A 15,157-nucleotide genomic window follows, 5' to 3' on the forward strand; every position below is an offset into this window, starting at 1 on the left:
TTCCGGATGCAAGAATATAATTTCCGGATGTAAGAATATAAGCTCCAGATGGAAGAATATGAAAGATTTGTATTAAAATAGGATTTTCTTTATTAAGAATCCTTCGAGAGCCTCAGGATGACAATGCGAGCCGTACATAATAACAAAAACATCCTGTCCAAATATCTTGACAGGATGTGGCATTATAAAAATAAGCTTGCCGAATAGACGATTGAAATGGCTGTCTATTATTTGGGTTCTGTGAACTTGATTGATGATACGTTGGCGTATTCCGGGGAGGTGCCGCCATAAATGCTTTTGACGTATTTTTTGACGTTTTGGGCGATGTCGTAGAGTCCGGTGCCTTCTGTGTAGAGAATCTGGTTTCTTTCTATGAGTTTGACTTTGAGTTCGGCTTCGGTTTGGTCTACGGGTTGGGTGGTGCTGACCAATGATCTGTGGTAGGTGGTGAGATTTTCTAGCATCAAATCTTCTTCGTTGGGTGTGTAGGCTGGAATGGTGGCGAGCAACTGCAAGAGTATGCCGAAATTTTCTGCCTGCTGGGTGTAGGATTGGCGGGAAGTGGAAATTGGGTTATTGGATGAAGACTGTCCGCTTTCGGGATTTTCTGTGGGTGGTTTTGGTTTGTTTTTGGTGCCTTGGATCGTGCGGTTTAAAGTTTTTGCCTGATTGAGCGTTCCCTCTGGCAGACCTAAAATGTCTAAGAGATTGATAATTCTTGTGGAGGTTGGTTTTAGGTTTTCGAAAGCTACCTGGCGCAGGGCGATGGCGTTTTTGTTGGCATTTCTTGCTTCTTCGACTTCGGAAAGTTTGGCTGCTGCTGTGGTGTAAAGAGCTTGAAGATTGGGGACTGATAGACTGGCTACCGGAGGGTTGTAAAGTGTGTAAACGGAAACTTGCTCTGTGAGTTTTTGTAGGTTGGCTACGTTTTTGGCGTGCCCTACTTCTGAGGTACTAGACATAATATTTGCGTTTTTAAAATTATTATTTCAAATTTAAAAATTATTTTGAATATGGCAATAGATTGGGGGGATTTTTGGGGATTGTTGAATGTTGTGTTAAATTGGAAGGAGAAAAGCTGGTGTATAAAAGGAAGTAGGAAAAAAAAATCCATCAACTTGTGATGGACTTTGTAACAAAAGTTCCTGCAACGTTATATTAGAGGCAATCCTAATTCCTTCAAAAACTCATTATGTCTATCTGTAGCAGCTTTTATATTTTTATTAATTTCTACAAGTTTCAAATTCACTTCTCTTAAATCAATTTTTTCTTCTTCAACAGAAGTATTGACATAGCGAGAAATGTTTAAGTTATATCCTTGCTTCTCGATTTCTTCCATTGATACTCTTTTGGAGTACCTTGGAACTTCATTTCTATATTTATAAGTTTCTATAATTTTATCGAAATGTTCTTCGCTGAGCGTGTTTTGGCGTTTGCCTTTTTCAAAATGGTCACTGGCATTGATGAAAAGGACATCTTCATACCTTTTGCATCTTTTTAAAATTAAAATAGAAACAGGAATTCCTGTGGAATAAAACAGATTGGAAGGCAAACCAATTACGGTATCAATATGATTATCTTTTAATAGTTTGGTTCTTATTTTTTCTTCTGCACCGCCACGGAATAATACACCGTGAGGTAAAATAATTGCCATCGTTCCGTTTTGGCTCAGGAAATGAAAGCCGTGTAATAGAAAAGCAAAGTCAGCCGCTGACTTTGGTGCTAAACCATAACTTTTGAAACGGAAATCTTCCGCCATCGCTTCATTGGGTTCCCAACGCAAACTAAATGGGGGATTGGCAACAATGGCGTCAAATTCTAACTTTTTAGAAGGATTCATTTCGTTTAACTCATCCCATTGGTTCAGTAGTGTATCGCCGTGAAATATTTCAAACTCGGTATCTTTCATACCGTGCAGAAGCATATTCATTCTGGCTAGGTTATAGGTGGTGATATTTTTCTCCTGACCGTATATCTTCCCTACATTTCCACCATTTTCCTTAATTCGCTTTCTCACATTTAAAAGTAAAGAACCCGAACCACTTGCGAAGTCCAGAACTTTCTCCAGTCTGATTTTCGGACCTTGTGTAGGGTCTTGACTGTCTAAGGTTACAATTTCTGAAAGAATGGAAGATATTTGCTGTGGCGTATAAAATTCTCCGGCTTTTTTACCGGAACCGGCTGCAAACTGACCAATTAAATATTCATAAGCATCGCCTAATGTATCTGAGTCAGTAGAGAAATCTTTGATACCCTCTGCAATTTTCTGAATAATCACACAGAGTTTAGCATTTCGGTCGGTGTGTGTTTTTCCTAATTTTTCGGAGTTTAAATTGATTTCTGAAAACAATCCCTGGAAAGCGTTTTCAAATGATTGATTTTCAATATAATCAAATCCTCTTACTAATGTTTCTAATAAATCATCATTCTGCGTACGGGCCATCTCTGCTATACTACTCCAAAGATGTTGTGGCTGTACAACATAATGCACTTTTCTACGCATTTGTTTTTCAAATTCAACAACATCACTTTCATTATTTGCATACCATACACTTAGAGGATTTCGCTTATCATCATCTTCTAATTGAGGGTAATCTTTTCCTAATTCCTTTTTTGCCGATTCTTCGTAGTTGGAAGATAAATATCTAAGAAAAAGAAACGAAAGCATATAATCCCGAAAATCATCGGCGTTCATTGCCCCACGTAAATTATCTGCTATATCCCAAAGGGTTTTACCTAATTGTTGTTGTTCTTTTTGTGTCATTTTCAATTATTCTTTCTTTCGTAGCTTGTAATTCTTGCGCTATTTCAGTTAATGTACTCTTATATTAATTATTCACCTTAGGAAACAACCCTTGCATTAATCCTTTTTTGTGTGATTTTAATTGCTCTATTTTGGTAGATTGTTCTTTGATTAAATTATCCAAAGAGGAAAGGGTGTTGGCTATTTTTTGTTGTTCTTTTGAATTTTCTGGATATGAAATTACCATTCCCTTTAAATTTGCATTATATAATCTCTGAATAATTCCTCCATCAGAAGTTTGCCAATTTAGTAGTGAGTATACATAATAAAGAAATTTGTTTTTTACTTTGCTTTCATCATTACTTATCCAAACAATATTTGAATCTTGGAAAAAAGCAGGTTCTCCATCATACACAACTAATCTTCCTATTGTACCAGATGCGGAAATAAGTATTTCTCCGTTCTTAGGGAATGAGTATTTACTTTTATATTCTTCATAAATTTCTTTGGATATGTATGAATCGGCTTGTTTTCCGAATGTACCTATTTTATAAAATGGTATTCCATTAATTGAATCAGAAGTTGTTTCTTCTTTAAATATGCGTTTACACATTGATGGATTTCCAATATTTCCTAATTTATCTTCCGACCACTCTCCATCTTTCTCAAACTCTTTAAACCTCAATTTCGGTACTTTTTCTCCTTCTTGTGGAAAAAGATTTTGCATCAATCCTTTTTTGTAGGTTTTTAAAGTTTCTAATTTATTGGTGTGAGCGGTTATTAATTCATCTAAAGAGGAAAGGCAAGAGGCTATTTTTTGTTGTTCATCTTGGTTGGGAACAAATACATTTTCATTCTTATAATCCGAATAGTAGATATGAGGTATTCCACTACCTTTAATATATGAGGAAAAATCAATCGAACTTAGAAGATAATATATCCAATTTAGATTGTACTTTTTATTGTCTTTTGCTTTTATAGCGACAAGCGTTCCTAAAATACTTGATTTACTCTTGCAAAGATTTAACCTACCAACTCCAGAACCATCTTTGACAATCGAAATATAATTATGCTCGTGCTGATAGCTTTCTATAAAGCCTACAATACTGTCTGCTCCATATACAGGATAACCTTCTTTCTTCAGCTCAAGTTTATTTAAAGCAATACTTGAACTTTCTGCTTTAGCTATATTTTCTATAATTTCTTCCTCCCAATTACCATCATTCGCAAACTCAGGAAAGCGTAATTCAGGAATTAATTTATTTGTTTCATTATTCATAAGCTGTCAATCCAGATATTTCTCGCCCTTGGGCTTGTTTTTTTAATAAAGGTATTAGGTCAGTCATTAAGGCTTGTTCTTTCACGCTACGTTCTTTCCAATTCAATTCTAAAGGTTCCAATAAATCGGTTAGTTTTTCACCATCAAAAATCAATCGGCTCATAATGCTGGCTACAAATACTTTTACGTCGGCAGTTTGTAAACCGTGAGCAGTGGCAATGTCGGCTAATACTTTATCGTTTTTTTCTTCTTTAAATTTTTGGTAACCGTTGCGTAATTTATCTACATCTTGCCCTTTGTTCCAATCAAGGCTATTGATATAATCGGCTAAATCTTCCTGCTCTTCCATCAAATTGGCAGTAGCACTCAATAAGCGGAGGATTTCGTCTTTGCTCATTTTTTGTTTAGACGGTTTCATCTGCAGGTTGTCTGCCACTAGATTCATTATATAATCATAATCTATCACCGCAGAGGCAAACAATACAAATTCAAAATCCAGTTGCTGGATATCTTCAGGAGCATTATTGCCTTCTTTGTCCTGTATGGCTTTAAACTGTTTGGCTGTCTCTAAATAGGAACTTCTAAACGAAAGCAAACGATCGGTCGGCAAAATACTTTCAATCACTTCTTTTTGAGATTCGTCTAAATCGGTATATTGGTCTAATTCTGTTTTCAAACGTTGTACTTCCTTGAAATTTTTAACGAAAGCAATTTTAGAAGCGTCTCCTCTCAGATTGTATACTTCTGAAGGTTCATTTACCAAATTGTTTTCCTGCATAAATACACCCAAAGCTTCTACCGCTTTTTTGTATTCTTCAATAACTATTGGCGCAGGATCAACCATCCAGATTTTAATGGCTTTGTCTTCAGATTTTTCACCTGAAAATAAAGATATAGCCTGATTCACCTGTTCCTGTTGCGAGCGGAAATCTAAAATATTTCCGTAAGGTTTTGTGTCATTCAGTACACGGTTTGTACGGGAAAAAGCCTGAATTAATCCGTGGTATTTCAGGTTTTTATCTACATACAAAGTGTTCAGGAATTTTGAATCAAAACCTGTTAATAGCATGTCTACTACAATGGTAATGTCTATTTTGTTTTTATGTGGATAGTCTTTGTTGCTGTACTTCTGTTCTTTTATACGTGCCTGTACATTTTGGTAATATCCATCAAACTCGTTGATGTTGTGATTTTGTCCAAATTGCTTGTTGTAATCATCAATAATTTCAATCAATGCATTTTTCTTTTCTTCAGGATTTGATTGGTTGTCAAATTTTTCCTGTTGTAGATCTTCCTGAAGTTGCTTGATGTCATCAGCATTTTTCTGTTCGCCGTCCTTTGCCATTAACTGTGCGGGTGGGGAGAAAACGCAAGCAATATTTAAAGGAATATAATCTTCGTCAGCTTCTACTTTTTTCTGTTGGGCGAGTTTAAACAGACGGTAATATTCAATAGCATTATTGATAGATGCCGTTGCAAAAACCGCATTGAATTTTCTGTGATTGGTTGCAGCATCGTGTTTTTCTAAAATAGCATCTACTACAGCCTGCTGAGAAATAGCTTCGCCAGGTTTAGGATTTGCGTCACCTTGTCCTTTATAATAATCAATATGAAAACGCAGTACATTTCTATCTTCAATCGCGTGCGTTATAGTGTAAGCGTGCAGTTCTTTTTCGAAAATTGATTCGGTTGTTTTGTAAGTAGCTTCTTCACCTTCACGAATCGTATAGCTGGAATTATCATCGAAGATTGGAGTTCCTGTGAAACCGAATAATTGCGATTTAGGAAAAAATTCTTTAATCGCTTTGTGATTTTCTCCAAACTGAGAACGATGGCATTCATCAAAAATAATAGCCATTCTGCTATCACTTAAATGCCTTAATCTTTCCTTGTAATTTTTCTTATCATCAAGAGCCAAACCTAATTTCTGAATTGTAGTAACAATCACTTTATCTGAATAATCAGAGGAAAGTAATCTTCTTACCAAGCTTTCTGTGTTTGTATTTTCTTCAACACTTCCTTCTTGAAATTTATTGAATTCTTCGCGCGTTTGTCGGTCTAAATCTTTTCTATCAACGACAAATAAACATTTATCAATTTCCGGATTTTCTTTTAACAATGTTGACGCTTTAAAAGAAGTCAATGTTTTTCCACTTCCGGTCGTATGCCAAATGTAACCGTTGCCACGATTTTGATTAATACAATCTACAATAGCTTTTACAGCATAGATTTGATATGGTCGCATTACCAAAAGCTTCTGCTCACTTTCAACTAAGACCATATATTTGGAAATCATTTCGCCTAAAGTACATTTGGCTAAAAACTTATCAGCAAACAAATCGAGATTCGTGATTTTCTTGTTGCTTTCATCTGCTAATTGATAGACAGGTAAAAACTGTTCATCTGCATTGAATTGAAAATGCTGGTTCCTATTATTGGCAAAATAGTAAGTATTTGATTGGTTGCTTACAATAAACAATTGCATAAAACACATTAATGAATTGGTATAACCATTTCCTGCGTCGTTTTTGTAATCAACAATTTGTTGCATTGCCTGTCTTGGCGATATACTGATGCCTTTCAATTCAATCTGAACAACAGGTAAACCATTAATCAGAATAATGACATCATAACGGTGATTGCTATTTTCAGTATTTATCCTAACCTGATTGATAACTTCAAAATCATTTTTACACCAATCTTTAATGTTTACCAAAGTATAATGCAAGGGAGTTCCATCTTCACGCTGAAAGTAATTCTTTGCACGAAGTATTTTTGAAGCTGCAAAAACATCTTGTGTAATAATTTCATCACGCAGTCTTGCAAACTCTGCATTACTTAAGCGTACCTTATTTAGGCTCTCAAACTTTTCACGAAAGTTTTGTTCAAGAGAAAACCGATCCCTAATATCGGGACGGTTGATATATTTTAAATCTGAAAGTTTATTTAATAAACTTAGTTCAATTTGATTTTCTTTAGTCATTTATTTTTATTCATCAAAGGTTAGAAACAATAAAAGGAAGTAAAATCTACACTAAAAAACGTAAAATCTGCTTTTTATTTTTGAGTTTCAAATATACCTAAATTTAAGTTTTCTTATTATTAGGTATATTAAAATGTTTGTATTAGATAAAGTGCTTAAAAAGTCTATAAGCAACAATTCCCTCTGAAAAAAAGGGAATTATTTAATTGTATTTAAGAAATAAAAAAGACTAAGCTTTCCTGAACTTCTTCTTCCTCTTCCAAGGCGCATTCTTCCCCACATCGCCTGCCATAATACAACCATAGGGCATCACTTCATCCAGAACCTCGCAAAGTCCGTATTCCTCAATTTGGGCTCTTACGTTTTTGGCACTTTTGTAGGCGCTTGGGAGTTCGGAGATGTCGATGTCGTTGGAGAAGAAACGGATGTCGAGACCTTGCGTTTCTTCGGCGAACACTTCGTCGATGGTTTTGTGGGCCAGGGATTTTTTGTGTTGCGTTCTGCTGAAATTTCTCCCCGCACCGTGTGGTGCAAAACCGAGATTTCTGCCGTTGGTAGTTCCGGAGACGATTAACACAGGTTCCGCCATATTCAGAGGAATCAACCTCGGGCCTGTGATGTCGGGCAAAAATTTGTCGTCCAGCGGTGTTGCGCCCTTCGCGTGGTAAAACAGATCACCATCTCTGAATACAAAATTATGTTCGTTCCAATATCGGTCTTGTTTTTCGATATTTAGTTTTTCTAACACCATGTTGTGGATGGCTTCGTGGTTTTCCTTCGTCCAATCTCTGATGAGTTGCAAGGCTTCCCAATATTGTTTTCCTTCCTCGGTCTCGTAGGGAATCCACGCATTTTCCCTCAAGGTTTCCGGCGAAAGTTCCATTCGGAAACGGTTGGCGACTGTCATCCCTTTGTCGTACAACATTGCGCCGGGCGCTCTGGAACCGTGGTGCGTGACCAACATTGTGTTTCCTGTATTTTTAGAAATCCCGACGAACAAAAAGTGGTTACCGTCGCCCTGCGTTCCCATATGCGAACGGGCGATGCTGATGAGTCTCTCGTCATTCAAAAAGAAATTCTCCCGGAAGGCGTCCATCAATTCCTGCGACATCGGCATTTGCGACCCTCGATCTCTACCGCCGTAACCGAAATGCGTGATGGAATGCGCGGTGTCCAAAACCGTCTTTGGGTCTGCCTTTCCAAAATCGGTCAACATCACGGAACAGCAGATGTCTGCAGAATGAAATCCCGGATGGATGGCATTTTTCGCTACCACCACACCGCCTACCGGGATGTGGCCTTCGGGACCTGTAGGGCAAGCGTCCGGCATAATGGCACCGCTGACCAAGGTTGGGGTTTTCATCAAGACCTTCATTGTGTTGATGACTTTTTCAACATTGTCATTTTCGCTATCGTTTTCCGCTTTGATGTTGATGATGAACTCCTGAGGCTCGGAATGGAGTGGGATCGGGTCTGGTGCGCGGAATGGTTCGAGATAGTCCAACATTTCGGTTTCGCTTAATTGATTTTCATTGATGTGTTCCAAGGCTTCTGCAAACCATTTCTTTGGTGTGAATCCTAAAGCGATCAATTCGTTTCCTGTGATTGTAGTCATTGTTTTATTTTTTATTTTGGGCAACTATTCCGCCTTCCGTTCCCAATCTTTTTGCCTTAGCTTTTCCAGCCACAAAAAAGGATTTCCACTCAAGTCGGGTTGCGGGTTTTTCAGCTTTTAAGTTGTTTTGTCGTTATTTGATGATGCAAAGTAAAAGTGTAAGTGCGCAATGTTTTTGCGTATCTGAAATTTTTTATACATTTAATGAAAATTTTTTAAAAAGCACAATGGAGAATTTGAATTCGGAGATCTTTCAGGCCTTTCAAAACAAGCTCAAAACCGGAAACAGGCGAGGCGTTCACCTGAATGCGATTCCCGGAAACTCGAGGTATAAATTTGACCTTGCGCGGTTGTCGGAGATCAGTAAAAGTTTGCCAGAGCATTTTATCATCGATCTGTTGACGCAGAAAAATGTGAATTTCAAATTTTCTGTCCATCAAAAAACGACCGAAACCCCTAAGAATGACAGTTATCTCCTGGAGGACGAGGGGAAAATCGATGAAGAGTTGTTTCCCAATTCTGCAATTGCGGAAGTTCCCCAAGAGAAAGATAAACTGAGCACGCTGGATAAGCTGACGACCAGCCTGGAAAATCTGATCTTCCAAAATGAGGTGATCCAGTCTGAGAAAGGCGTGAATTCTTTGGGTTTTGGTTTTCCGATCCTGATCCGGAAAGATATGGACGGACATATCTCTGCATCGCCCATCCTGATATGGTCTGTGACGATAAAAGCTGTCAAAGAGATGAATACCTGGGAGATCAGCAGGACGGAAGATGACCCGATCTATGTGAATGAGGTGCTCATCAACCATCTGCAAAGTGATTCTGGCATTACCATCAAACAAATATCGGAAGAAATGCTGGCCGATGGAAAGATCGATAAACCCGAATTACAGGAAATCTGTCAAAGCTTACTGGATCAACTGAAGATCACGCAGAATCTGGATTTTATTCTTAATAATTATGAAGAGATCCTATTTATAAAAGCCAAAGCTTCTTATGAAAATCGTGTTCCTAATAAAGGTGATTCGGTGATCATGAAATCTGGTGTTTTCTCCATCTTCGAAGTTCAGAAGCAGAATATCATCAATGATTATGAGACTTTGAAGAAGGACTTCAAACCGTCGGAGAATTTCACGAAAGGCAGTTTCCAATCTATTACTTCTGTAGAAACGGATCCTTCGCAACAGGGGATTTTGGAGTCGTTGAAATCTCAATCTAAAATATTGATCCAGGGTCCACCGGGAACGGGAAAAAGTCAAACATTGACCGCTGTTTTGCTGAATGCCCTGGAAAACAAACAAAAAACCATCGTGGTCTGCGAAAAGCAAACGGCGCTGGAAGTGCTTTACAATGCGTTGCAAAAGTTGGGTCTGGGGCGCTATAGCATTATGATCAAAGATGCATCAACTGATAGAAAGTTGGTGGTAGATTCGGTTCGGAATACGATCGACTCGGTAGATTTTAAAAAGCTAATCCAACCTTATTCTGAGCAATCACTGCAAAATCAACTGACGGAAATCTCTCAGCATAAAAATACGATCAACGCTGTCCACGAGCAGTTGAATTCTGAGTTGCTTCCAGGGAAAAACTGGACGGAGATTGTCGGGAATCTGTTGACCTTTCAGGATTCTAAAGACAATATCAATCTGCAAGATTTGAAGTTTTATTTTTCTGATGATGAGTTCAAAGTGATTGAGAATGTTCTGGAAAATGGGGAAGAACTCTATCAGGATTTTAAAGCATTTGAATCTTCGACGTTCATTGATCCTGAAAAATTGATCAAAGATAATTTCCATAGCAGTCAGCAGAATTTGGATTCGGCTTTTCAGAATTATGAGAATTCTTGGAAGGAAATTGAAGTTTTGATTGCTAATTTCAAACCAATCTATGAAGAAAAGCGGAAACAGGATTTTGGGAAGAATCTGCAGGAAGTTTCTAACTACATCAATGAAACCGAAGTTTTGACCTCGACTTTAAATCAAAATTCAGAAGAATTGAATCCTGAAATTACGAATGGCTTTTTCTACAAATTGACGGCGCTGTTTTCATCAAGCAAGAAAAATAAGATCAAGACTCAGAAACAATTGCTAGACTTGAGTTCATTGGTGAAACAAATTAGTTTGAAGGAATTTTTTCCGGTCATCAATTTGTCTGATGATCTTTGGAATAATAGAAATGAGATCATCCATTATCGGCAGAAAGTGCAGGAAATACAGTCAGAGTTTTTGTCGAAATTAGAAACAAGTTTTACAGAGATTGATTTTCTTAATGCCTTTGATCCCGTGATTTCAGGTCGTGAAACTGAAACGATCTCGCAAAAGATCCAGCAATTGAGGAAGACGATTTCCAATGATCATTGGGTGAACAATCTGGATTTTGGGAATACTTATCAAGGCTTCAAAACTTATATTGATCACACTTTAAATCTTTATAAAACTTACAGAAATAATCCAGAGAATCCTTTGTTTAAAGAGTTTAGTTGGTTTACTTTTTATTATTCGCTTTCCGATTTTCAAAAGTCGATTTTGGAAAAATTGTATCCGATCAAAAATTGGAAGCCGACATTTTATTCGGCTTATTATCCGTTGTTGCTCAATTATTATTCGGACCCGAAACTGAATTTCAGTGAGAAAAATTATGAGGAAATTGCTAAGAAGATCAAGCAATTAGGGATTTCTCAGAAGAGTTTTGTGCAGTATTTTTGGAACGTTTCTCAGCAGAATTCGGTGAAGCAATTTGAGCAAAATAACAAAGATGTGACCGTTGCCAATCTGTATAATAAACGAAGTAGTATCAATCACAAAAGACTGACTTTGAGACAAATTGTTCAGAAAGATATAGACCTTTTTACGCATTTCTTTCCCATTATTTTGACAACACCAGATGCGTGTAGTAATCTTTTTCAGGGTAAGAATTTCTATTTTGACAATGTCGTTTTCGATGAAGCCAGTCAGTTGAAACTCGAAGACAATCTGCCAGCGATCTTAAAAGGAAAAAACGTGATCATTGCGGGCGACGAACATCAAATGCCACCTTCCAATTATTTCAGTAAAGTGTTTGATGGAACCATTGAAGACGAGGATGATATCGAATCTGAAACCGAGGTCATCACGTACAAAAATGCCATGTTGAACATCGAATCGCTGTTGGATTATGCGATGGAAAATAATTATGAAAAGAACCATCTGGATTTCCATTACCGTTCCAAACATCCTTATTTGATCGATTTTTCCAACCACGCATTTTATAATTCGAGGCTAAAACCACTTCCTACAAAATCTGAAAATAAACCCATCGAGTTTTTCCAGATCGACGGCATTTTTGATGACCATACAAATAAAGAAGAAGCGGATAAAGTTTTGGAGATTTTGGAGAGCATTCAGCCTTTGAAAGATGGGAATTATCCATCGGTGGGAATTGCGACGTTCAATATCTCACAACGGAATTATATTAAAAGAAAGATCGTGCAAAAAGCAAGTCTGCCCGAAAATGAACATTTCAAAGAGAGAATTCAGGGATTGGAATCGGCGGGATTATTCATTAAAAATCTTGAAAATATCCAAGGTGACGAAAGAGATATCATTATTATTTCTACGACTTACGGGCGGAAAGCTAGTGGGAAATTCATTCAGAGTTTTGGGCCGGTGAATCACACGAAAGGTTACAAGTTGTTGAATGTGATCATCACCAGGGCCAAAGAAAAGATCTACATCTGCAACTCGATCCCGGAAGAGATTTTTTCTAATTATAAAGATGCTTTGCAGCAGGAAGGCTCCAACAATCGGAAAGCGGTTTTCTACGCTTATTTGGCTTATTGTAAAGCAGTGAGTGAGGAAAATGAGAATGGAAGAATTGAAATTCTGAATGTTTTGGATCAGTTTGGATATTCGAAACAATCTAATGATAGTAGCGAATCCAATCTATTTATTGACCATATCTTTGACCGATTGCAAAACGACTTTTCAAATCACAAATTGTCAAAAAATATTGAATTTGGTGGTTACCAATTTGATATTCTCATTGAAAAAGAAGGGAATATATCTGTGGTCGTGGAATGTATGAGCAAAGAGAAATACGCAGACCAATTAGGTTATCTGGAAGATCTTCACAAAGAAAAAGTGTTGAAGAATTCGGGTTTTGAGTATGTCAGAATTTGGAGTCAGAATGCTTGGCAGAATCTGGATAACGAAATTCAAAAAATAAATAAAAAATTACTATGATATTTGAACAATTAGAAAAATCAGCGGGCGAGATTCAGTTTAAAGATGCTATTGCATTCATCGATGAGCATTACGACTTTACGCCAACAAAATTTACGAATGGAAATACAGTCAATGAAGCTGACCAAAATAATGGTTCGTGTAAGGTTTTCAGTTTTGCAAAGTTGAATGCACTTTCGAAAGATGAGACTTTGGCTTTGTTCGGCGACTTTTACAGAACAGATGTTTTACAGAATCCTGAGGGAAATGACCATCAAAATATCAGAAACTTTATGGAGTTTGGTTGGGACGGGATTTCGTTCGAAGGTGAGGCTTTGAAGAGAAGAAGTTAGATTTTAGAACTTAGAACTTAGAATTTAAATGGTTGAAAAATATTAATCTAAAATCATTTATAATTCATCATTTATAATTGCTTTATGTCATCCAACAAAAATGCTCTTATCCGCTACAAAACCTTGGACAAATGTCTGAAAAGCAAGTACAAAAAATATACTTTGGAAGACCTTATGGAAGAATGTTCCGAGGCGTTGTTTGAATTTGAAGGCAAAGAATCTTTTGTAAGCAAACGAACCGTTCAACTCGATCTGCAGAATATGCGAAGTGAGAAGTTTGGTTATGAAGCGCCAATCGAGGTTTACGAAAGAAGATATTACAGATACAGTGATCCGGAGTACAGCATCCATCAGATCTCAGTCAATGAAAATGATCTGAAAGCGATGAACAATGCAGTTCAAATTTTGAAGCAATTCAAAGATTTTTCGATGTTCAAAGATATGAATGGTGTGATTCAAAAGCTGGAAGATTCAATACAATCGACGAATCAAAAATCCATCATCCATCTTGATAAAAATGAGCAGTTGAAAGGGTTGGAGTACATTGACATCTTGTACGAAAGTATTTTGAACAAAAAGGTTTTGAAAATCTGCTACAAGAGTTTCAAGGCGAGGGAAATGAATGTTCTGACCGTTCATCCGCAATTGTTGAAAGAGTATAACAACCGCTGGTTTCTCATCTGTTTTCATAAGAACAGCATTATGAATCTCGCTTTGGACAGGATAGAGGAAATTGAGATTGATGAGAAAGCGGAATATATTGACAAAGATTTCAATGCAGACCGTTATTTCGGAGAAGTAATTGGTGCGACCGTTTCGGAAACGCAAAGGCCTCAGAATGTCATTTTTTTTATCACCAAAAAACATGCACCTTATGTGAAAACAAAGCCTTTTCATCACAGTCAGGTGATTATGGAAGAAGATGAAAATGGAACCACTTTCAAGATCTGTGTCCAGCTGAATTTCGAATTGGAAAGAATGATTTTGGGCATGGGCGAATTCATAAAAGTTTTGGCGCCGAGAAAGTTGAAACAGAGGATCCATAAAAGTCTGAAGGAAGCATTTAATAATTATGAAAATGAAGATTGATCTTGGCGCACTATTTGCAATTTTGTTGAAAATTTAAAATTATGAACCCAAGATTGATCAAAACAGTATTGACGTGGGCAGCGCCCTTTATCATTGGTTATGTAGTGAAGAAATTCGAAGAGAGACAAGCCAGGAAATCACAGGAAAAAGCAGTTGTCAAAGCATAAGAAAGCCACCGGGTCAGGTGGCTTTTTTGTTGGTCGATTGCTCATTGTTGATTTGATAAAAATAAGCATTTATCGTTGTTTTTTAAGCTTTGGCTTGGTGTTTGAATTTAACTCACAAATTTTATTACTATGAAAAAATATATGAATTTCATTCCATTGTTTTTATTAGTAGGAATGTTGACGAGCTGCGAAGCAGTAGAGACCATTTTCAAAGCCGGTATGTGGTGGGGAATCATTGTCGTAGTCGGTATAGTCGCTTTGGTATTATGGTTATTATCAAGGGGTAAAAACTAAAAAAAGCGTCCTGAAAATTAGATTTCAGGACGCTTTACTTTTATAAAGATTCAGTTTTAGAGGTTATCTAGAACTTCTTTCAAATCTACATAACCGCCACCGTTGTAAACATCGGTCAATCCCTCTGATTTGAAATACTCTGTCGCTTTTCCCGATCTGTTTCCTGATCTGCAGAAGAAAATCTTGGTGCCGCTAAGGTTTGTAATTTCCTGTTTTCTGTCTTCCAATTCACCCAAAGGGATATTTTGAGCTTCCTCGATATGTCCGTCCATCTCCAGTTCCAATGGTTCACGCACATCGATCAAGTGGTAATTGCCTGCTCTTAATACATCTTCTAAAGCCATAATTTTTTATTTTTTACATTTTAATGCTAACAAAATTACAATATAAATTTTTAAAACATTACATAGATCTCTATAAAAAATATCAAAT

The 15,157-nt window shown here is 37.0% G+C and carries 10 protein-coding genes; 4 read left to right on the forward strand and 6 right to left on the reverse strand.

The window, feature by feature from the left end; genetic code table 11:
- Nucleotides 1-227: 227 nt before the first annotated feature.
- The 5 genes from AXA65_RS01800 to AXA65_RS01820 all read right to left on the reverse strand — a co-directional run bounded on the left by AXA65_RS01800 (nt 228) and on the right by AXA65_RS01820 (nt 8,620).
- Nucleotides 228-962: a hypothetical protein gene (locus AXA65_RS01800; RefSeq protein WP_063968425.1), complete on the reverse strand. Its 735-nt coding sequence runs from the start codon at nt 960-962 to the stop codon at nt 228-230.
- Between the two features lie 191 nt (nt 963-1,153).
- Complete coding sequence (locus AXA65_RS01805; protein WP_063968426.1) at nt 1,154-2,764, reverse strand: type I restriction-modification system subunit M; 1,611 nt, start codon at nt 2,762-2,764, stop codon at nt 1,154-1,156.
- Between the two features lie 64 nt (nt 2,765-2,828).
- On the reverse strand, nt 2,829-4,022 hold the full coding sequence (locus AXA65_RS01810) for a restriction endonuclease subunit S (protein WP_063968427.1): 1,194 nt from the start codon (nt 4,020-4,022) through the stop codon (nt 2,829-2,831).
- Nucleotides 4,015-7,005 carry a type I restriction endonuclease subunit R gene (locus AXA65_RS01815; protein ID WP_063968428.1) on the reverse strand — a complete coding sequence of 997 codons (2,991 nt, stop codon included), beginning with the start codon at nt 7,003-7,005 and terminating at the stop codon, nt 4,015-4,017. Before AXA65_RS01815 ends, AXA65_RS01810 begins: the two co-directional genes overlap by 8 nt.
- 229 nt (nt 7,006-7,234) lie before the next feature.
- A complete protein-coding gene (locus AXA65_RS01820) occupies nt 7,235-8,620 on the reverse strand; it encodes an RtcB family protein (protein ID WP_063968429.1) in 1,386 nt (461 codons plus the stop codon).
- A 227-nt stretch (nt 8,621-8,847) separates the two neighbouring features.
- Between AXA65_RS01820 and AXA65_RS01825 the strand changes: the two genes are divergently transcribed.
- The 4 genes from AXA65_RS01825 to AXA65_RS20355 all read left to right on the forward strand — a co-directional run bounded on the left by AXA65_RS01825 (nt 8,848) and on the right by AXA65_RS20355 (nt 14,431).
- The gene (locus AXA65_RS01825) at nt 8,848-12,843 is read left to right on the forward strand and encodes an AAA domain-containing protein (RefSeq protein WP_063968501.1); all 3,996 of its coding nucleotides are present in this window, start codon (nt 8,848-8,850) and stop codon (nt 12,841-12,843) included.
- The gene (locus AXA65_RS01830; RefSeq protein WP_063968430.1) at nt 12,840-13,175 is read left to right on the forward strand and encodes a HopJ type III effector protein; all 336 of its coding nucleotides are present in this window, start codon (nt 12,840-12,842) and stop codon (nt 13,173-13,175) included. The genes AXA65_RS01825 and AXA65_RS01830 overlap by 4 nt, the downstream gene beginning before the upstream one ends.
- A gap of 84 nt (nt 13,176-13,259) precedes the next feature.
- Nucleotides 13,260-14,264, forward strand: coding sequence for a helix-turn-helix transcriptional regulator (locus AXA65_RS01835; RefSeq protein WP_063968431.1), 1,005 nt, complete (start codon nt 13,260-13,262; stop codon nt 14,262-14,264).
- Nucleotides 14,265-14,305: 41 nt separating this feature from the next.
- Complete coding sequence (locus AXA65_RS20355; RefSeq protein WP_256333741.1) at nt 14,306-14,431, forward strand: hypothetical protein; 126 nt, start codon at nt 14,306-14,308, stop codon at nt 14,429-14,431.
- Nucleotides 14,432-14,781: 350 nt separating this feature from the next.
- On the opposite strand, the gene AXA65_RS01845 is transcribed toward AXA65_RS20355, so the two are convergent.
- On the reverse strand, nt 14,782-15,069 hold the full coding sequence (locus tag AXA65_RS01845; RefSeq protein ID WP_063968433.1) for a rhodanese-like domain-containing protein: 288 nt from the start codon (nt 15,067-15,069) through the stop codon (nt 14,782-14,784).
- Nucleotides 15,070-15,157 lie beyond the last annotated feature (88 nt).

The organism is Chryseobacterium sp. FP211-J200 (assembly GCF_001643375.1).
Taxonomy (GTDB): Bacteria; Bacteroidota; Bacteroidia; order Flavobacteriales; family Weeksellaceae; genus Epilithonimonas; species Epilithonimonas ginsengisoli.